Below are 18,666 nucleotides of genomic sequence, written 5' to 3' on the forward strand. Positions count from 1 at the left end.
AGCTGGGTCACAAAACCACCTGTTGGTGATGGCTTGCTCATCAGACCAATTGCGACTGAGCAGCAACCTAAGTAAACTGAGACCGCAACCGATTAACTATGAGAATGGATGAAATCGGATTCGTTACCTTCGCAACCCTCTGATGAGCCGGGATTGTGAAAGACAACGCCGCTGCGTTACAGCGGCGTTTTTCTGTAAGGTCGCGAGTAACGATCCCAAGGCTTCACAATATAGAAGAATTAAGATGGCAACGATTAAAGATGTCGCGCGTCTCGCGGGCGTTTCAACCACCACGGTTTCACACGTTATCAATAAGACCCGCTTTGTCGCAGAGAAAACAACCGAGAAGGTTTGGCAAGCCGTTGAAGACCTTAATTATGCGCCAAGTGCGGTCGCGCGTAGTTTAAAGTGTAATACGACGCGCACGCTTGGTATGTTGGTGACCAAATCAACCAACCCTTTTTTCGCTGAACTGGTTCACGGTGTAGAAGATTATTGCTATGAGCAAGGTTATACCCTGATCTTATGTAATACCGAGGGTAACCTAGAAAAACAGCGTGACTATTTACGCATGTTGTCAGAAAAACGTGTCGATGGTTTGATTGTGGTGTGCTCGGATCTCAATGAAGATCTCATGCTGCTGTTAGAAAAGAAACGCGATCTCCCGATGGTGGTAATGGATTGGGGGAGTCATCATATCAACACCGATCGCATCGAAGACAATGCCGAGTTAGGCGGATACTTGGCAACCAAACACTTTATTGACAATGGCCATACCCAAATAGGCTGTATTTCCGGTCAAATGGATAAAAATACCTGTAAACAACGACTAGCAGGATTTTACCGTGCACTGGATGAAGCCAATATAACAGCGAACCCTGACTGGATCGTAGAGGCTGATTTCGAGGCAGAACAGGCCAAAGTCGCTGCGCAACAGTTCATTGATATGAATCATCGTCCCACGGGCGTGTTTTGCTTCAACGATATTATGGCGCTCGCCGCAATTAGCACCTTTAACCAAGCGGGGTTGCAGGTACCTGAAGATATTTCTGTGATTGGTTATGACAATATTGATCTGACCGAGTATTACTCACCACCACTGACAACCGTCCACCAACCTAAGCGGCGACTCGGTAAGACCGCTGTTAAACTCTTGCTTGCACGCATTAACGATAATGATACGCAACAGCAAGTATTTGAAATGGATCTCGAGCTCATTAGTCGGGAATCTGTAAAAACGATAACTTAGTGTTTTATAATAACTTTTTAAGCTGCCATACCATTGGGTATGGTGGCTTTTTCCCCTTTCTTGAGCCAAAAAGAGCCTTTACTCTAACTTGTCAATTACAAACTTTTTGAACCAAAATCACACTTTGTGTGGTTAGTGAGGGCGACATCACTGTCTAATTATTATATGCTTATCCCTGTTTGAACAAGGCAAACCATGGCGAAAGCATGGGACGCAAAGCCACCGGCCTATGGACGCTGATAAAATTCAATCAGTTAGTTACGGTAGCGGGGTTGCCAGCATCATTGTTATAAAGCTGAAGATAGCGTCAAAACTTACGATGTATCATCGTTGAGATTTTGATAACTCGCTGACAATTCTGCCTGTTTGCCTTGTTACACTACGGTACTATTTTTTAGGCATTTGCATTCATCGAGATTGTTATTAATGGATAAACCAGCTTTAAAAGACGCGATGCGTTTATTTGCCGATTTTGGCAATATCAAATCCCGATCCATGTTCGGCGGATTTGGCTTATTTTGCGAAGACACCATGTTCGCCCTTGTCGTCAATAACACCCTTCATCTACGCGCCGGCAAAGAAAACGAAGCTTTACTTAAACAACAGGGCCTCGCTCCCTATGTATACAAGAAACGTGGTTTCCCGGTGGTCACCAAGTACTTTGCCATTCCTGATACTTGGTGGGACAATCACCAAAAACTCATCAGTGAAGCTAAAAGTGCACTCGATGTTGCCATTCGCGATCGTTCGCTAAAAACCGAAACCAGTCCGTCACGATTGAAAGATCTCCCAAACCTTCGACTCGCCACCGAAAGAATGCTGAAAAAGGCAGGGATCGACTCGCCTGAATCCCTTCATCAACAGGGAGCAGTCAACGCCTACAAAGCACTCGTCTCTGCACATGATAAAGACCTAAGCTTGGAGCTATTATGGTCACTAGAAGGCGCGATTACTGGCAAACACTGGTCAGTTGTCCCACCCCAACGCCGCCAAGAGTTATTACAACATCTAGAGAAATAACACCTCACAATAACACTCTCTACTCTGACTCTACTTTTTCTGTGAGCAATGTTCGCGTCCAACACCGCCTTAGGGCGGTGTCGCTTCTCTCTTTTCGCTCAAAAAAGCGTCAACCACACTTTTTTTACACTCCATGTGAAAGTCTCCTGCGATCGATCAGGTCTGATTCAAGGTACGATTAAGAGCACAGTTTCTTAATGCAACAGAAAAATCAGCCAGTTAATTAATCTACAGCACCTAATGTTATAACTGGATCCTATTTGCTACCTGACGAGATACCGTATGCCAATAAAAAAGCTCTTACTTGGCTTTGCGATTGCTGCATTTATTACCCTCTGGTTTAGTTTTGATCTCAGCCAATGGCTGACACTTGAAAACGCCAAGGCGCAACAAGCGGCATTGAACGATTACATTATTGAAAATGCGACCACCGCGAGCTTGGTGTTTTTCGCCGGCTATGTGGTGATGACCGCCCTGTCGTTGCCGGGAGCGGCCGTAGCCAGTCTATTGGGCGCGGCACTCTTTGGCTTTTGGTGGGCATTGGTGTTGGTCTCCTTTGCTAGCTCGATTGGCGCCACCCTCGCCTTCTTGGTGAGTCGCTTTATGCTGCGTGACTGGGTCCAAGCCAAATTTGGCAATAAGCTCGATACCATTAATCGTGGCATTGAGAAAGACGGCAGCTTGTATTTGTTGACCCTCCGCCTGATCCCTATTTTCCCGTTTTTTCTGATTAACTTGGTGATGGGGCTAACCTCGTTCAAAACCCGCACCTTCTATTGGGTCAGTCAGCTCGGTATGTTGCCGGGTACCGCAGTCTACGTGAATGCAGGGACCCAACTGGCCCAAATCGACGCACTCGGCGATGTGGTGTCTCCCTCGGTGCTTGGCTCTCTCGCATTACTGGGTGTCTTCCCACTGCTGGCAAAATGGGTCATGGCTTGGATCACGCGTCGTAAACGCTATCAAGGTTGGAACAAGCCTCAACAGTTTGACCGCAATATGGTGGTGATCGGTGCTGGTGCAGGCGGCTTGGTATCGAGTTATATCGCTGCAGTGGTAAAAGCAAAAGTCACGCTGGTTGAAAAAGGTTCGATGGGAGGTGACTGCCTAAACACCGGATGTGTTCCCTCAAAAGCGCTAATACGCGCGGCAAAAACCATGCGAGAAATTGGCAAGGCCAAAACGTTTGGCATTCATACCCAAACGCCAGCTGTTGATTTTTCAGCGGTGATGGCACGGGTTAAACAAGTGATTACCCACATTGAGCCTCACGATTCGGTCGAGCGTTACACCAAACTCGGCGTGGAGTGTGTGCAAGGCGAAGCGCACATCGTTTCGCCATGGGAAGTTGAGGTGAACGGCGAGCGACTGACCACTCGCAACATCGTGATTGCCACAGGCGCACGCCCCATGCTGCCCCCCATTCCTGGTTTGGCAGAGGTCACGCATTACACCTCGGATACGATTTGGTCTCTGACTGAGCTGCCACCACGGTTATTGGTTTTAGGCGGTGGCCCCATTGGCGCGGAATTGGCGCAAAGCTTTTCATGCTTAGGCAGTCAAGTGACGCTCGCGGAAATGGCCGACCAACTTCTCAGCCGCGAAGATAAAGATGCCGCCCAATTGGTTGAACAGGCGTTAGAACGTGACGGCGTCACGGTTTTAACACAGCACAAAGTCAAAGCATTTGAACACAGTGATAATGAGCAAATCGCCTTACTCGATGGGCCTGACGGTGAGAAAACCGTCGCATTTGATGCGGTGCTGGTCGCGTTAGGGCGCAGTGCCAACACCAAAGGATTTGGTCTCGAAAAGCTCGATATTCCAGTGACCGAGCGTGGCACTATTCAAGTCAACGAGTATCTGCAAACCGCCTATCCCAATATTTATGCGGTGGGTGACGTAGCGGGGCCGTTTCAGCTCACCCACGCCAGTGCCCACCAAGCGTGGTATGCCGCCGTGAATGCACTATTCGGTCAATTTAAACGCTTCCGAGCCGATTATTCAGTGATGCCGGCGGCGACTTACACCTCGCCAGAAGTCGCGCGCGTAGGTATCAATGAAAAAGAAGCCAAAGCCAATCAGCAAGAAGTGGAAGTGACCTATTACGGCATTGATGATCTGGATCGCGCGATTGCTGATGGCAATGATCACGGTTTTATTAAGGTGCTGACACCGAAAGGAAAAGATACCATTCTGGGAGTGACTATTGTTGGCGAGCATGCGGGCGACTTGCTCGCAGAATTTACTCTCGCCATGCGGCACGGGTTAGGACTAAATAAAATTTTGGGCACCGTCCATCCGTATCCGACCATGAGTGAAGCGGTGAAGTATACCGCTGGGATGTGGAAACAAGCCCATGCACCCGAGAAGCTGCTTAACTGGGTCGAAAAATATCATCGTTGGATGCGTCACTAATTGAAAAGGAAGATGACAATGAAACACTGGATAGCGGCGTTAACATTGGCAATTGCGAGTACTGCCAGTTTTACTACCTCTGCAAGCGCGGAAAACAACAGTTGGGAAAGAATTGAGCAACAAGCCAAAGGTCAAACTGTTTACTTTAACGCATGGGGCGGCAATCAAGAGATCAATGCTTACCTGCGCTGGGCAAGCCGCGAGTTACAACGCGATTACGGTGTCACACTTAAACATGTCAAAGTGGCGGATATCGCTGAAACCGTCAATCGCCTGCTTGCCGAAAAGACCGCCGGTAAGGATAGCGGCGGCAGTGTCGATATGGTTTGGATTAACGGCGAAAACTTCAAATCGATGAAGGAAAATGATTTGCTGTACGGCCCTTTTGTCAGCACGCTCCCCAATTGGCAAATTGTCGATAAAAGCTTACCGGTTGWAGAAGACTTCACTGAGCCAACAGACGGCCTCGAAGCGCCTTGGGGGGTGGGACAGCTGGTGTTTATCCATGATCAGAAAACCTTGGCTAATCCGCCTCGATCATTTGCCGAGCTGCTAGATCTAGCTAAAGCATTCCCTGACCGTATCAGCTATCCCAAACCCCCTGAGTTCCACGGCACCAGTTTTCTGAAAGCGGCGTTACTCGAGCTCACGGACAGCCGCGAGGCACTTTACTTGCCGGTTGATGAGGTGGATTTTGACGCGGTGACCGCCCCATTGTGGCGCTATCTCGACCAACTGCACCAAGTCGCTTGGCGCGAAGGCGCGCAGTTCCCATCGGGTAGTGCTGAAACTATCCAATTGTTGGACGATGGTGAGCTTCTCGTCGCGATAGCGTTTAACCCCAATGCAGCAAAAGCGGCGGTGGCCTCTGGAAAACTTGCCCCATCAGCGCGTGCGTTTGCCTTTGACCAAGGCGCGCTGTCTAACATTCACTTTATGGCGATTCCATACAACGCTAATGCCAAAGCCGGCGCCATGGTCGCCATCAACTTCTTAATGAGCGAAAAGGCACAGCTGCGCAAAGCCGATACTCAAGTATGGGGCGATCCACCCGTGGTGAAGCTGCCTGACACCGCCGAAGTCAGCCGCTTTAACACCCAACCCGAGCCACACCCAAGCTGGCAAACCGCGCTTGAGCGCGCTTGGCTGAAACGCTACGGCCAATAGAAAGAGGTTGATATGGCACGTTTGCTGTTTGCCATTACCCTAACGGTGTGCTGCCTACCCTTGTTGCCAGGGGTGGGCGGCTTATTCGCGACCGCCTTTGCATTCTTACCCACACTAGGGCTGACAGAGGCTAATTTTAGCGGCTGGCAAGCTGTCATGGCATGGCCGGGGCTATCACAATCTATTCAGCTAACGCTCATCTCGGGGTTAGGCAGTAGCCTGCTCGCGGTAGCACTTAGCTTTATGATTTTACAGGCTACTTGGCACACGCCTATTTGGCAAAAGATCAGTGCACGCTTGCCTGCGCTACTGGCATTACCACACGTCGCGTTTGCGATTGGTCTGGTTTTGCTGCTATCCCCGTCGGGTTGGCTGTTTCGCCTGTTAAGTCCCCTTCTCGGCGATCAACCCGTGACTTGGGCACTGGTACAAGACCCTTATGTTATTGGGCTCACCTTGGCGCTGACGCTAAAAGAAACCCCGTTCTTACTATTGATGAGTCTATCGGTGCTGCGTCAAATTGATGTGTCTAGACTGACGATGGTATCAACCAGCCTCGGGTATAACCGCACCGCAACCTGGTTAAAAGTCATTCTTCCGCTTTGGCTGGCCAAAATGCGTTTCCCGATTTTTGCCGTCATCGCCTACAGCCTTTCAGTGGTTGATGTGGCGATGATCCTTGGGCCGAATACGCCGCCCACCTATGCGGTATTGGTATGGCAGTGGTTTAATGACCCTGATTTAGCGCTATTGCCTAGAGCCTCAGCCGGTGCCTTGCTGTTGTTTGCTCTGTGTGGCTTGGCTTTATTGCTATTTCGCTTTTTGGCGTGGCTTGGTTGCCAATGTCTCAATCGCTGGCAATACACGGGGCGCCGCCACGCATGGTTACCCGGCAAATCACTCTGGTGGCCGGTGTTTATCACTCCCCTTGCAATTATGCCTGTGTTGCTGATGTGGTCATTCGCGCTGCGCTGGTCATTTCCCGATTGGCTACCCAGCCGATATAGCTTACGGTTTTGGGAGCAAGAGCTTAGCTATGTGTGGTCATTGGCGGGGAACAGCGTCGTTCTGGCAGTGATCAGCGCCAGTGTCGCCTTGCTGTTTGCCATCGGGTGTCTGGAACGCTCGGTCAATCAGCAACGCTCAGTGCCGAGAGCGGTCATCGCTATTCCATTATTGGTTCCTCAACTCTCTATCTTGTTCGGTATTCAGGTGGCGGTGTATAGCCTTCCCGGCCAGTGGCACGTGCCGGCAACCCTTTGGGCTCACATTTTTTTCGCGTTTCCTTACGTGTACCTCGCACTCGATGGGCCGTGGCAGCAATTTGATATGCGTCTTATGCAAACCGCCAGAAGCCTCGGTGTCAGCGCCACGCTTGCATGGTGGCGAGTGAAACTGCCACTCCTTTTGCCCGCCATTATCTTGGCGTGGGCGGTCGGGGCAAGCGTTAGCTTAGCGCAATACCTCCCCACACAATTGCTGGGCGCGGGACGCATTAATACCCTGACCACAGAGGCGGTTAGCTTATCGAGCGGCCTCGATCGCCGTATCAGTGGCCTGTATGGGCTGATGCAAGCGATGCTTCCACTTGTCGTTTTCGCCTTAGCCACTGTGCTGAGCCGCATCGCTGAACGTCGCCTTTTACCTAAATCAACACCAACTTATTCAGGAGCTGAACACCATGACACTGTGTGTCAACCAACTCACCATAAACGCGCCTGATCAATGTTTGGTGCGTGAGCTGTCATTTTCGGTCGCTCCGGGAGAAATACTCACCGTGATGGGACCCAGTGGCTGCGGAAAATCGAGTCTGCTGAGTGTATTGGCGGGGCACATCCAACCGCCGATGCATTACAGCGGTCAACTGACGTTAAATGGTGAGCCCTTTGATCACTTACCGCCGGAGCAGCGCCGTATTGGGATTTTGTTTCAAGATGATTTGCTCTTTCCGCATCTCAACGTCTGGCAAAACTTAGCCTTTGCCCTGCCTTCATCGATGAGCAAAGCGCAAAAACGTGATCAGGCCATCGCAACATTAGGGTCTGTCAATTTAGCGGAGTTTGCGGATTATGCCCCCAGCCAGCTTTCGGGCGGACAGCGTGCGCGAATCAGTGTGTTGCGTGCATTACTCGCCGCGCCCGATACCATCTTGCTTGATGAACCCTTTAGTAAGCTGGATAAGCCGCTGCGACGGGATTTTCGGGCCTTTGTGTTTGAGCAAATTGCGCAGCGAAACATTCCTGCGTTGATTGTGACGCATGATGCCGAGGATATTGCGGATCAGAGCCGCTGTTTAAATTGGCCAGCTCGCCCGACTGACCCCGCACCGCACGAGGAGATGCAGAATGCTTGATCGTTACGCCATCGCGATAATCCGCTGGCCATTGAAGCAGGCAGCGGTGCAGCTTACAAAATGGAGGGTAAAACCCGATACCGTCACGCTCTCAGGCTTTTTGATTGGCTTGCTGGCCGTGCCCGCTCTCGCGCTACAAATATATTGGCTGGCGCTTGTGTTTATTATCATCAACCGACTTTTCGATGGCCTTGATGGTGCCCTCGCCCGCGAGCAAGGGCTCACGGACGCGGGGGGCTTTTTAGATATTACCCTCGATTTTATCTTCTACGCTGCCATTCCTTTTGGCTTTGCGCTGGCCGATCCGGCCAATAACGCCATCGCCGCCAGTTTTTTGCTGTTTTGCTTTATGGGGACTGGCGCAAGTTTTTTAGCGTTTGCAATTATGGCCAGCAAACACCAGATTGATAACCCGGTTTACGCCAATAAGTCGATGTATTACATCGGCGGGATCACCGAAGGAACGGAGACCATCGCGAGTTTTGTGTTAATGTGCCTTTTCCCAACATACATGGCGTGGATTGCCGGCATCTTTGGCGCAGCCTGTTTAATTACCGCAGCAACACGAGTCTGGGCGGGGTACCAAACGTTGCGTACGCTCAATACGCCCTCCTCCTAGCTTATAGCCACTGGTGCTGCAGCTGCTCTTTATCGCCTAAGTAATCGAGCAGCCAGCGCACCGGTGGTGATTCTTTATCCGAGCGCCATGCAATGCAGCACGGACTGCTTAATAGCGGCTCTTCAAGCGCAAGCTCCACCAGCTCTCCTCTCGCAATCGCATCTTCTGCCATGTGTGAAGGCATCACACCAATGCCTAACCCTGCCTTAAAACATTGCATGGCACTGTGCCAATTCGGTACCGTGAGGCGGCGCTGATTATCCAATAGCCAAGTGGTACGGCGCGGTAAGCGGCGCGAGGTGTCTTCCAAACAGATCGCCGGATACGGCGCGAGCTGATCATTAGCCAGTGGCTGGGCACACTGGACGAGTGGATGCGAGGGGCTCACCACAAACCGCCAACGCAGGGTGCCCATTTCCCGATAGCGAAACGCGCCGCTCACTGGCACGGCAGCCGTGGCACCAATCGCAATATCGGCTCTATCATCCGCCAACGCATCCCATACGCCGTTAAACACTTCCATGGTTAGTAACAGCTCGACATCAGGAAACGCATCGTAGAAATCCCGCACCAGCGTATTGACGCTATCTTCGCGCACGACGTTGTCCAGCGCTAACGCGACACTTTGTGTCCAACCATTGGCCACACGTTGTGTTTGCTGGCGAATAGTTTCCATGTTCTTAATCATCTCACGCGATTGAGAGACAAAAAACTCCCCCGCCGCCGTCAACCGAACCTGACGATGAAGCCGCTCAAACAGGGTAACCGCCAGTTTGTCTTCAATCTGGCGCACCGTGTAGCTCACCGCACTCGGCACTTTGTGCAACTCGTCGGCCGCCGCGGAAAAGCTTCCTCGCCGTGCGACCACGTCAATCACTTGAAAATCTTGGTAAGAAAACATTCAAATCAATTTTTTTGAAAGCAATGTTCAAATCATAGCGTTTCACAGCATAGATTGTTAGTCATAAACTGCTTGTTACACTATTCTTTACATCAAGAGATAAAAAATGAACAAACAAGTGCCGTTTATCACTCTGTTCTGGCTAGCAGGGCTAAGTATGCTGGGCTTTTTAGCCACTGATATGTATCTGCCCGCTTTTGAAGCCATGCAAGTCGATTTTGCTACATCGTCGGCAAATATTGGGTTGACCTTAAGTATATTTTTGCTTGGTATGGCTTGCGGTCAACTGGTTTATGGTCCGCTGTCCGACCGCGTTGGCCGTAAGCCTGCGCTATTGATCGGCTTGCTTCTTTATATTGTCGCGACTGTCGTATGCCTTTTCGCGAGTAATATTTATCTGCTACTCGGTGCACGTCTTGTTCAAGCATTGGGCGCATGTAGCGCGATTGTGATTTGGCAAGCGGTGGTCATTGATCGCTATGAGGGTAAACTAGGTCAGAAAGTGTTCGCCACTATCATGCCTTTAGTTGCCTTATCTCCAGCTCTAGCACCATTATTAGGTGCCTACTTACTCCAGCATTTTGATTGGCGCAGTATTTTTGTGGTTTTATTTGCACTAGGACTTGTTTTCGTTGCACTTACTCTACGTGAAAAAGAAAGCTTAGCTAAGCCAGTACAAGACACTAAAATTATTGATAAACTTAAAAGTGACTACCAACAAGTTTTTAAATCAAAAAAATTCATCGGTAATATGCTAATTTTCGCGGGTTGTTCCGCAGCATTTTTTGCCTATCTGACAGGGTCACCGTTCGTGATGTCCGCCATGGGTTATACCGAAGCGGATATTGGTCTGAGCTATATTCCACAAACCATTGCTTTTGTCGTCGGTGGTTATGCCTGTCGTCATGCCCTCAACAAGCTTAAAGATCACAGTATCTTGCCTTGGCTGCTTAAGCTGTTTGTCATCAGTGTCGTGGTTATCTTTTTGATCAGCTGGCGCACCGACGTCACCAACATCTGGGCAATTTTAGGTCCGTTTTGTTTCCTTGCAGCGGCGAACGGTGCCATCTACCCACTGGTCGTCAATCGCGCCTTGGAAGATTTCAAATCCTGTAGCGCGACCGCTGCGGGGTTATTGAACTTCTTGCAAATGATGGTCTGCTTCGTGGCGAGCGCGGTGGTGTCTGCGTTTGCAGCCTCCGGCTTGATCGCCGTCACCACGGTCATGCTATCAACCTGCGCGGTGGTCATTATTGGCTTTGGCTTGGTCTGGCATGCAAACCGTCAAGCGCAAACGCTAGCAGCCGCGTAAGGCAACGGGGTTTAGAGACTAAAAAGGCGTCTTTCCAGACGCCTTTAAGTGGCCTCTTGCTTATCCGCTGGACTGCGGCATCGCGCGCGAGATGATCGCGGTCATATCAATGTGCGAAGGGAGCGTACCATATTGATGATATTCTGACGTTTCGACACGCGCTTGCACGAAGGACTCGGCAATGTCTGGTTCTCCATAACGCAACAGTGTCGCAGCTTGCCACAGTATCGCCATTTTCTCTATCACTTGGCGAGCACGATAAGCTAACATCTCAGCATTACCTAGGTGTCGTTCCAGCAGATCTACCGCTCTATCAAAAGCGTCATTCGCCCCTGTCGCACAGCGTAATTCTGCAATGAAGACCGATACAGTATCCGGCTCTCGAGTCAGCACTCGGAGTAAATCCAAACATTGCACATTACCCGATCCTTCCCAAATGGCGTTAACAGGTGCCTCACGATAAAGCCGACTGGCGACATTTTCGTTTACATAACCCACCCCACCCAAGCACTCCATCGCTTCATAGGTATGTTGTACTGCGCGCTTACAAATCCAATATTTACCAATAGCCGTGCCAATCCTAACCAAGGCGGCTTCATGTGGGTTATCCAGTTGTTCAAGCGCCCGAGCCAATCGCATGGAGATCGCGAGCGCGGCTTCTGACTCTAAGGCCAGATCAGCCAAAACATTTTGCATTAATGGCTGATGGTGCAAAGGTTTACCAAATACCTCACGACCTGCAGTATGCCAAACGGCCTCTTTGGTGGCTTGTGCCATAAGAGCGCTAGAGCCTATCATGCAGTCATAGCGCGTTAATGCCACCATTTGAATAATGGTTTTAATCCCCTTTCCTGGCTCACCTAACAGCCACCCCTGCGCATCACGAAACTCAATTTCCGAACTGGCATTTGATTGGTTTCCTAGCTTGTCTTTCAGACGCTGAACGTGAATCGGGTTTTTACTCCCGTCTTCTCGCCAACGTGGAACCAGGAAGCAGGACAAACCGTGGTCAGTTTGTGCGAGAACAAGAAAGGCATCACTCATGGGTGCTGAACAAAACCATTTATGCCCCACAAGTGAATAACGTTTACCTCCTCCGGGCGCTTCACAAGGCGTTGCATAGGTTGTATTAGCCCGCACATCCGATCCTCCTTGCTTTTCGGTCATTGCCATTCCGATAGTGACACCCGCTTTCTCAAACCAAGGAATGTTACGTCCATCGTAGCGACCACTCACGATTTTAGGCAGCCATTTTTCTGCGATATCTGCTTGAGCTTGTAATGCGGGTACGCTGGCAAATGTCATGGTGAGCGGACAGCCAGAGCCCGGATCCGCATGGGTGTGAAGAAATGCCATGGCAGCACGAACCACATGACGCCCCGAGGCTTTTTCACACCAAGGCATGGCGCAATGGCCATGCTCGATAGCATGTGCCATGAGCTGATGATACGCAGGATGATAATCAACCTGATCAATTCGATAGCCAAAGCGGTCAACAGGCCGGAAAGTGGGCAGAAACTGATTCGCATCCATACCCGCCTCTAACAGGTCGCCGCCAATACGTTCACCAAAGGACGTTAAACGGTCTTCTCCCCATTGCCCGCCAAATTGTGTAACCCAATACTGTAAAATACGGTCCGCAGTGAAGGCATTATAATTTTCCAATGGCTTAGGTTGATTAAAAACAACATGTGTATCCGATTGATGGTTTTTGCTTTCCATAGCTTGTTGCGCTCTCCATGTCTTTATCGAAAGTCATCATGTAAGTAGACGACGCGTTCACCTTTATGACTGTCACTAGTCCAAGACAAGGCTGCCGTTATCATCAAACTGCCAACAATCGCCATAAGCGACTTCCCAAAGGTAGTTATCCGGATCGGCAAAGTAGCCGCTGTAGCCTCCCCAAAAAACGTCTTGTGCGGGTTTAACAATACGACCGCCACATCGCTCTGCCAACGCCAACACCTCATCCACTTCCTCTTTGGACCGCGTATTATGCGCCAACGTAATGCCACCAAAACCCGTCTCCGCCACAGCTGTGCCAGGTTTAATGTCATCAGCCAAGGCATCAATGGGGTACAGCGCCAAGCGTGTGCCTGCCGTACTAAAAAACACAATCCCCTCTTCGGGATGACTATGCGTGGGGAATCCCAACTGGCGATAGAAATCATAAGAGTGAGAGAGATCTGCAACCCCCAATGTGATGATACTAATTCGTGCTTCCATACCATTGCTCCTTGGTTTAATCCGTTGGGGCGGTCAGTTTGTCTTTCCCTAACCATGAAAAAGCGCGCAATAAATGGGGCACCGCCTCATCAATGATTTCGCCATGTGCCATGACAAGACGCTGTGGTGCCCAATGAATCAAGGTGCGAATGTGTGTTGCTAATTCGTCTTTGTGAAACCAAAAGCTTAATCGCCAATCAAGTGGTGTCTTACCATTGGGGGCTGTCACACCTGACCACTCGGCAATTTTGCGTTTAAAAGGTGGAAATGCCTCTGGACGAAAATTTTCGATAAGATCAGTGACAATCAGCGTTTGGCTTTGCCGATGAAAAAACACGCATTCTGTCATCACTGGAGACCCTGTAACCAAACACTGGGCAATGTCATCTTGCCAAGCGGGCTCAAGCAGATCTTCAAAATGATAATCAAATCGTAAATCTTTTCGCTTTTTCGCCACTTGTTGGGTGCCAATAAGTTGCGCCTCGGGAAAGGCCTCAACCCATTCGGCTAAGTAGAGGTGGTGCAACTGGTTAGGGGCGATTAAATAGCGAACGGCCCCTAACGACGCCAGTTCACTGCGCAGTGCGCCAGTGAGCTTTATCGGGCTGTGAATCCATAGGGACTGATCGGCAAGCCTCACCACCACCATACGTGTGGTGTAGGGCAGCGTGAAAAAGGGAACAGCCTCGCCATCAGCTATCCAAATTGACGTATCGAGTTGATACACAGCACTCTCCTAATGACCGACTTTACACTGTAGCGTGTCAGCCAACCGCTAAGTGTGCGAACAATCACAGCCTTACAGAGTGCCTAACTGGACATGGCGCGTAATGTTTTTCAGTGTGACCCCTGCAGCTGCAAGGCGAGATTGCATATCATCCAGTGCGCGCTGGTAGTCATCACTTTGCTCAAAGCTAGCTAGCGTTTGCCTGTCTTTAAACATCAGCCGCACGGTTAAGCTTTGTGGAAAGCGTTGATAATTCACCTCATGCGTGAGCCATTCAAACCCCTCGACCTTTTCCATTGTCAACTCACAGACGTCAGTCAGTGCTTCTCGAATAGCTTTGTCATACTTCTTGTCTGTTTTTCGCATGATGCTTCTCTTCTACTGCTGGGTTTTCTTGTGTTTGGGGTCCGTGCGGCTGTGCTCGACAAAAATCAGCTCTTCGGTGGCAAAGCCTCGCTGTTTTGCCGCTGCAATAAACTGCTCCTTCACGGACTCCGAGACAGTTGGCGTGCGCGATAACAGCCATAGGTAATCGTGGTCAGGACCCGAAATAAAGGCATATTGATAATCATCATCCAAATCAAACACCACATAGGAGCCATAGAAAGGACCAAAGAACGATACCTTTAGGTACCCCGTCTTATCGTTTTCAACGAAGTACGCCTTGCCTTCTGCCTCTTGCCATTGGCCCTCTTCACGGCTGTAGCCACGATTAATCACTTTGACGCCGCCGTCTTCACGTAAGCTGTATGTTGCGGTGACATCCGATAAACCCCGCTCAAAAGAGTGATCCAGTCGCGCGACTTCATACCAAGTGCCTAAATAGCGGTTAAGCTCAAAATCGTTGACGGGAGTGACTTGTTTCGGCATGCCTAAGCATCCGGACAATATTAAGGAAAATAACCCAATCATCCAGCCTCTTTTCATTGTTATTCCCTCTTTAAATCCAACATGATGAGTTTTACTCAGCAACAGGTTTGATCGTTTACATGCTTTGTCAATTTTTGGTCAACTCGCTGTTTGTCTGCTTGCCAAGGTGTCAAGTGAGTGCTTTTATAAGCGCTCTTTAGTCACAGAGGTAATCAAAAATCCATGGACAGCGACCGATGTCGTGTTATGCCCTCCCCCGCTTCCTTTAATGAGGAGGCAATCGTATGTTAACACTCTTTATGGAACCCCAAACTTGGGTGGTCTTTTTTACCCTTCTGACCCTTGAAGTGGTGTTGGGTGTCGATAACTTAGTCTTTATTTCCGTATTGTGTGAGCGTCTCCCCAAAGAGAAACGACGCTTCGCGCGTACCTTGGGTATTGGTCTTGCCGTGATCAGCCGGATTGGCTTGTTGCTCTCCATCGCTTGGGTCATGTCGTTGACCGCGCCACTGTTTACGATTGGTACGGAACCGGTTACCGGTAAAGACCTTATCATGCTGTTTGGTGGTGGCTTTTTGCTGCTAAAAAGTACCAAAGAGCTGTGGGCATGGTTGGGCCATGGCGAACCCATTACCCACTCGACACAAGTGCGCACCGGTATGGCAGTGATTTTGCTGCAAATCGTTGCGGTAGATGCGGTATTTTCAATGGACTCAGTGATCACTGCGGTGGGTCTTACCCAAGATGTGCCCGTGATGGTCGCCGCCATTATTACCGCCGCCATCATTATGATGATCGCGGCAGAACCCGTAAATAATCTGGTCAGCCGTTATCCTGGGTTTAAAACCTTGGCCTTGCTGTTCTTAGTGCTACTCGGCGTGCTGCTGATGGCCGAAGGTGCTGGCATTCATATCAACAAAGGCTACGTGTATGTTGCGATGGCATTTGGTTTGATACTTGAGCTTTGCCACATTCGATTGCGCCACAAGCAGCGCTTGAACATCAAGCGTATTGGTCCGCACTTTTCGTTAAAAGTGTCACGTCGCATTGCTGACAGCCGTTAATTCTCAGGGACCGTCGCCACACTCTTGATGGCGGCGGCCCTATCTTTGAATTGAATTTTTCCCACACAGCATTGACCCAATTGCGCATAATGCGCTTGGACATGTGCCACGAGCTGCTCAAGTGGCATGATTTGCCCACTCGGCTGCCAGTGCTGACCGCCGTCTTGGTTCAACCAGCATACGCCTTGGCTATCCACCAGCCGGTCGTCTTCTGTGATCACGTTTTCGCACAGCGCCTCAAGGGACGCCAGATCGGATGCAAACGAGAGTTCGTCATCGCCATGCCAAATCAGGAGCGCCGGATACTCAAGAAACGTATTCATTGCTTGGGCTTAAACATGGCCAGATTGAGTTCAACAGGCGAACCCATCCAACCGACATGGTCAGTATGATCTATGTAGTCATCGCCCGTCACGCCATGCAAGAACACGGTTAAATCGCCCCGGTGCGCCTCAAGCCATGTCATCACCTCATCGAACGCGGCTTTGTCAAAAGCGATCTGAAAACTCCACTTTGGATGTGGGCCAACGCATTTGCGATGAAAGCGGCCAAGGTCGATAGGCAGTGACGATGCAGCGGCTGCTTGATAGATAATATCCGCCTGCGCTTCGGTGTCAGCCTCATAGTAGACATGGGCGTGGTAAGCCTGATGGACATTGGGAAAAGAGTAAGAAGATGACATAAACGCAATGTAAATTAACAGAATGAAGTGAACGATAGTTTACTCTAAGCACACAATGATAAACAGACGATACCGATAAAGAGACTCGGATGGGGACGAATATGTTTGCTTACGAATACGCATGTTATGCTGAGAATGAACAATCATACAACGATTAAAGGAGTCATCATGATTCAGCAAGGACAACCTTTACCTAGCGCGACGCTCAGTGAACTCACCGAAGATGGCATGCAAACCCACGACATTCCTGCCCTTTTCGCCAACAAGAAGGTTGTGCTGTTCGCAGTGCCGGGTGCCTTTACCCCAACCTGTTCCGAGTCCCACTTACCGGGTTTTGTGGTGAAGGCGGATGAGATTAAAGCAAAAGGCGTCGATATGATTGCTTGCGTCTCCGTCAACGATGCCTTTGTGATGCAGGCGTGGGGCGAAGCACAAAACGCCAATCAGATTCATATGCTGGCTGACGGCGATGGCAGCTTTACTCAAGCACTAGGCTTGGAAATGGACTCAGGTAAGTTTGGGGGTATTCGCTCGCAGCGTTATGCGATGGTGATTGATAATGGCATCGTCACGCATTTGAACGTTGAAGCGCCAAAAAGCTTTGACGTCTCCAGTGCCCAGGCGATTCTCGCCCTGCTGTAGCAGTTAGTTAGCGATGGCTGCCAACAGCCATCGCTATCGTTTAAGCGACATGCTCCACCGTTTGATAGTCTCGGCCTATAGCGCTTAACCAGCGGGCGAGATCTTGGGTGGCAATAACCCAAGTTTGATCGTGACAAAAAGGCTGGCATTCCACCGCTTGGACTTGCCATATCGCATTCGCGATCACCAAACTGACCCGATGCTCAGGATCGTTCATTACATCAAATACCGATACGGCACCTGATTGTGCCTGCAAATAGGTGTCGAGTTGCTGAGACGACGCAAACGATAGGCGAGACGTGCCCAAAGCTTCACTCAATCCGGCTAAATTGACGGTGGCTTTGCCCGGTAACACCACCAAGAAAAACTGTTTTCCTTTTCTGTCTTTCAACAGCAAATTCTTGGTCGGATTTGCATCAGTATGCAAACCGAGCGCGTCTGCTTGTTCACACGTATAGACAGGCTGATGGCGGTATATATTTACTGAAATACCGTGCGCATTGAGGCTTTGAAACAGCGCAGCCTGTTGACTAGATAGTGGAGGATTACCCGTCATAACGCTCCTGTTTGAAAATAATGTTGACGAAGTTTTTCGATCTCGCCGCGTTCCGCAGCGGACGCTATATACGTGTTTATTAGCGCCACTAAGTCATTCGCTTGCGGCGCATAGCGGCTGACCTGAGCATGAAAGGCTTTAGGGTTAGGTAGAGAGATATAGGCAAGATCGCGTGAAAATTGATAAAGCCCCAAGCGAATGCCACCCAATACAGGCTCTATTTCACTGGCAAGAAAGCGGCACCGCCCCGCTTCCAACATACGCAAAGCCTGCTGCAAAGTATTGGCTTCAAACCTCGGCTTAGGGTTGTCGCCAAAGCCGGCATAGTTGTAGCCATTCACACCACACACTGAGTCCGATACGGGCAATCTTGGCCGCACATTGGCCGCTGGATCACCGATATATAGATATCCGAGAGAGATAGAATACAAGGGCGTTGTCAGTCGACTGTACTGCGCACGCTCAGGTTTATAACTCGCATCCCAAGTAAGGTCACAACGGCCAGACTCTCTTGCCAGTTCATGCTGCACGCGCGCCCAAGGCATAAATACCAGTTGATAAGTAATGTCGTTACGCTCTAGTGCGGAAAGCACTAGAGCGGTCGCATAACCCGTCAAGGTGTCCGCTTTTTGCTGCCGCGTCTCACCCTGCCAATAAGTGTAAGGTGGCCAAGGACTCCCATCCCCCACACAAACATTGAGCGGCTCAGAGGTTGCCGACCAAACTTGAAAAGAAAGCATGGTCAGCCAAACGATGGTTAGCCTTCGTACCCAGTTGGTCATTAAGCAGCATTTCACGTTGGTTACTTCGCAATCAGTATAACCGAATGTATTGTCATGTCAGCGCAGTAAAGCGTCCAT

General features: G+C 50.0%; 20 protein-coding genes and 1 riboswitch. Of the genes, 10 read left to right on the plus strand and 10 right to left on the minus strand.

Features of this window, described 5'->3' with window-relative positions:
* Positions 1-244: 244 nt before the first annotated feature.
* From BZG20_RS01255 to BZG20_RS01285, 7 genes are all read left to right on the plus strand, one after another.
* On the plus strand, positions 245-1,249 hold the full coding sequence (locus BZG20_RS01255) for a substrate-binding domain-containing protein (protein ID WP_077577851.1): 1,005 nt from the start codon (positions 245-247) through the stop codon (positions 1,247-1,249).
* Between the two features lie 177 nt (positions 1,250-1,426).
* Positions 1,427-1,529, plus strand: a riboswitch (cyclic di-GMP riboswitch).
* Between the two features lie 146 nt (positions 1,530-1,675).
* Positions 1,676-2,269, plus strand: a complete 594-nt coding sequence (locus tag BZG20_RS01260; protein WP_077577852.1) for a TfoX/Sxy family DNA transformation protein — start codon at positions 1,676-1,678, stop codon at positions 2,267-2,269.
* Between the two features lie 282 nt (positions 2,270-2,551).
* Entirely contained in the window at positions 2,552-4,687 is a 2,136-nt protein-coding gene (gene lpdA / locus BZG20_RS01265; protein WP_077577853.1) for a dihydrolipoyl dehydrogenase, read from the plus strand.
* Positions 4,688-4,705: 18 nt separating this feature from the next.
* Positions 4,706-5,854 carry an ABC transporter substrate-binding protein gene (locus BZG20_RS01270; protein ID WP_198531444.1) on the plus strand — a complete coding sequence of 383 codons (1,149 nt, stop codon included), beginning with the start codon at positions 4,706-4,708 and terminating at the stop codon, positions 5,852-5,854.
* 12 nt (positions 5,855-5,866) lie between these two features.
* Positions 5,867-7,576 carry a thiamine ABC transporter permease gene (locus BZG20_RS01275; RefSeq protein WP_077577855.1) on the plus strand — a complete coding sequence of 570 codons (1,710 nt, stop codon included), beginning with the start codon at positions 5,867-5,869 and terminating at the stop codon, positions 7,574-7,576.
* Entirely contained in the window at positions 7,536-8,207 is a 672-nt protein-coding gene (locus BZG20_RS01280) for an ATP-binding cassette domain-containing protein (protein ID WP_077577856.1), read from the plus strand. Before BZG20_RS01275 ends, BZG20_RS01280 begins: the two co-directional genes overlap by 41 nt.
* Positions 8,200-8,826, plus strand: a complete 627-nt coding sequence (locus BZG20_RS01285; RefSeq protein ID WP_077577857.1) for a CDP-alcohol phosphatidyltransferase family protein — start codon at positions 8,200-8,202, stop codon at positions 8,824-8,826. Before BZG20_RS01280 ends, BZG20_RS01285 begins: the two co-directional genes overlap by 8 nt.
* A 1-nt stretch (position 8,827) precedes the next feature.
* Here BZG20_RS01285 and punR read toward each other — a convergent pair whose 3' ends face one another.
* Positions 8,828-9,727 (minus strand): DNA-binding transcriptional activator PunR, encoded by a 900-nt coding sequence (gene punR, locus BZG20_RS01290; RefSeq protein WP_046073314.1) that lies wholly within the window; start codon positions 9,725-9,727, stop codon positions 8,828-8,830.
* A 106-nt stretch (positions 9,728-9,833) separates the two neighbouring features.
* On the opposite strand from punR, the gene punC reads away from it, so the two are divergent.
* On the plus strand, positions 9,834-11,039 hold the full coding sequence (punC, locus tag BZG20_RS01295) for a purine nucleoside transporter PunC (protein ID WP_046073315.1): 1,206 nt from the start codon (positions 9,834-9,836) through the stop codon (positions 11,037-11,039).
* 60 nt (positions 11,040-11,099) lie between these two features.
* Here punC and BZG20_RS01300 read toward each other — a convergent pair whose 3' ends face one another.
* The 5 genes from BZG20_RS01300 to BZG20_RS01320 form a co-directional block, all read right to left on the minus strand.
* Positions 11,100-12,761, minus strand: a complete 1,662-nt coding sequence (locus tag BZG20_RS01300; protein ID WP_077577858.1) for an acyl-CoA dehydrogenase family protein — start codon at positions 12,759-12,761, stop codon at positions 11,100-11,102.
* A 75-nt stretch (positions 12,762-12,836) separates the two neighbouring features.
* Positions 12,837-13,265 (minus strand): VOC family protein, encoded by a 429-nt coding sequence (locus tag BZG20_RS01305; protein WP_046073317.1) that lies wholly within the window; start codon positions 13,263-13,265, stop codon positions 12,837-12,839.
* Between the two features lie 16 nt (positions 13,266-13,281).
* Positions 13,282-13,992: a DUF4336 domain-containing protein gene (locus tag BZG20_RS01310; protein WP_046073318.1), complete on the minus strand. Its 711-nt coding sequence runs from the start codon at positions 13,990-13,992 to the stop codon at positions 13,282-13,284.
* A 72-nt stretch (positions 13,993-14,064) separates the two neighbouring features.
* The gene (locus BZG20_RS01315) at positions 14,065-14,358 is read right to left on the minus strand and encodes a hypothetical protein (protein WP_077577859.1); all 294 of its coding nucleotides are present in this window, start codon (positions 14,356-14,358) and stop codon (positions 14,065-14,067) included.
* Positions 14,359-14,370: 12 nt separating this feature from the next.
* A complete protein-coding gene (locus BZG20_RS01320; protein WP_077577860.1) occupies positions 14,371-14,919 on the minus strand; it encodes a lipocalin family protein in 549 nt (182 codons plus the stop codon).
* Between the two features lie 227 nt (positions 14,920-15,146).
* On the opposite strand from BZG20_RS01320, the gene BZG20_RS01325 reads away from it, so the two are divergent.
* Positions 15,147-15,926: a TerC family protein gene (locus tag BZG20_RS01325; RefSeq protein ID WP_077577861.1), complete on the plus strand. Its 780-nt coding sequence runs from the start codon at positions 15,147-15,149 to the stop codon at positions 15,924-15,926.
* Here BZG20_RS01325 and BZG20_RS01330 read toward each other — a convergent pair.
* Both BZG20_RS01330 and BZG20_RS01335 read right to left on the minus strand, forming a co-directional pair.
* Positions 15,923-16,249, minus strand: coding sequence for a DUF4144 family protein (locus BZG20_RS01330; protein WP_077577862.1), 327 nt, complete (start codon positions 16,247-16,249; stop codon positions 15,923-15,925). The genes BZG20_RS01325 and BZG20_RS01330 overlap by 4 nt on opposite strands.
* Positions 16,246-16,608, minus strand: a complete 363-nt coding sequence (locus tag BZG20_RS01335; protein ID WP_077577863.1) for a DOPA 4,5-dioxygenase family protein — start codon at positions 16,606-16,608, stop codon at positions 16,246-16,248. The genes BZG20_RS01330 and BZG20_RS01335 overlap by 4 nt, the downstream gene beginning before the upstream one ends.
* Before the next feature lie 168 nt (positions 16,609-16,776).
* On the opposite strand from BZG20_RS01335, the gene BZG20_RS01340 reads away from it, so the two are divergent.
* On the plus strand, positions 16,777-17,250 hold the full coding sequence (locus BZG20_RS01340) for a peroxiredoxin (RefSeq protein WP_077577864.1): 474 nt from the start codon (positions 16,777-16,779) through the stop codon (positions 17,248-17,250).
* Between the two features lie 40 nt (positions 17,251-17,290).
* Here BZG20_RS01340 and BZG20_RS01345 read toward each other — a convergent pair whose 3' ends face one another.
* Complete coding sequence (locus tag BZG20_RS01345) at positions 17,291-17,806, minus strand: prolyl-tRNA synthetase associated domain-containing protein (protein WP_077577865.1); 516 nt, start codon at positions 17,804-17,806, stop codon at positions 17,291-17,293.
* Positions 17,803-18,588 carry a transporter substrate-binding domain-containing protein gene (locus tag BZG20_RS01350; protein ID WP_077577866.1) on the minus strand — a complete coding sequence of 262 codons (786 nt, stop codon included), beginning with the start codon at positions 18,586-18,588 and terminating at the stop codon, positions 17,803-17,805. The genes BZG20_RS01345 and BZG20_RS01350 overlap by 4 nt, the downstream gene beginning before the upstream one ends.
* Positions 18,589-18,666 lie beyond the last annotated feature (78 nt).

Source organism: Salinivibrio sp. IB868 (assembly GCF_001995655.1).
Taxonomy (GTDB): domain Bacteria; phylum Pseudomonadota; class Gammaproteobacteria; order Enterobacterales; family Vibrionaceae; genus Salinivibrio; species Salinivibrio siamensis.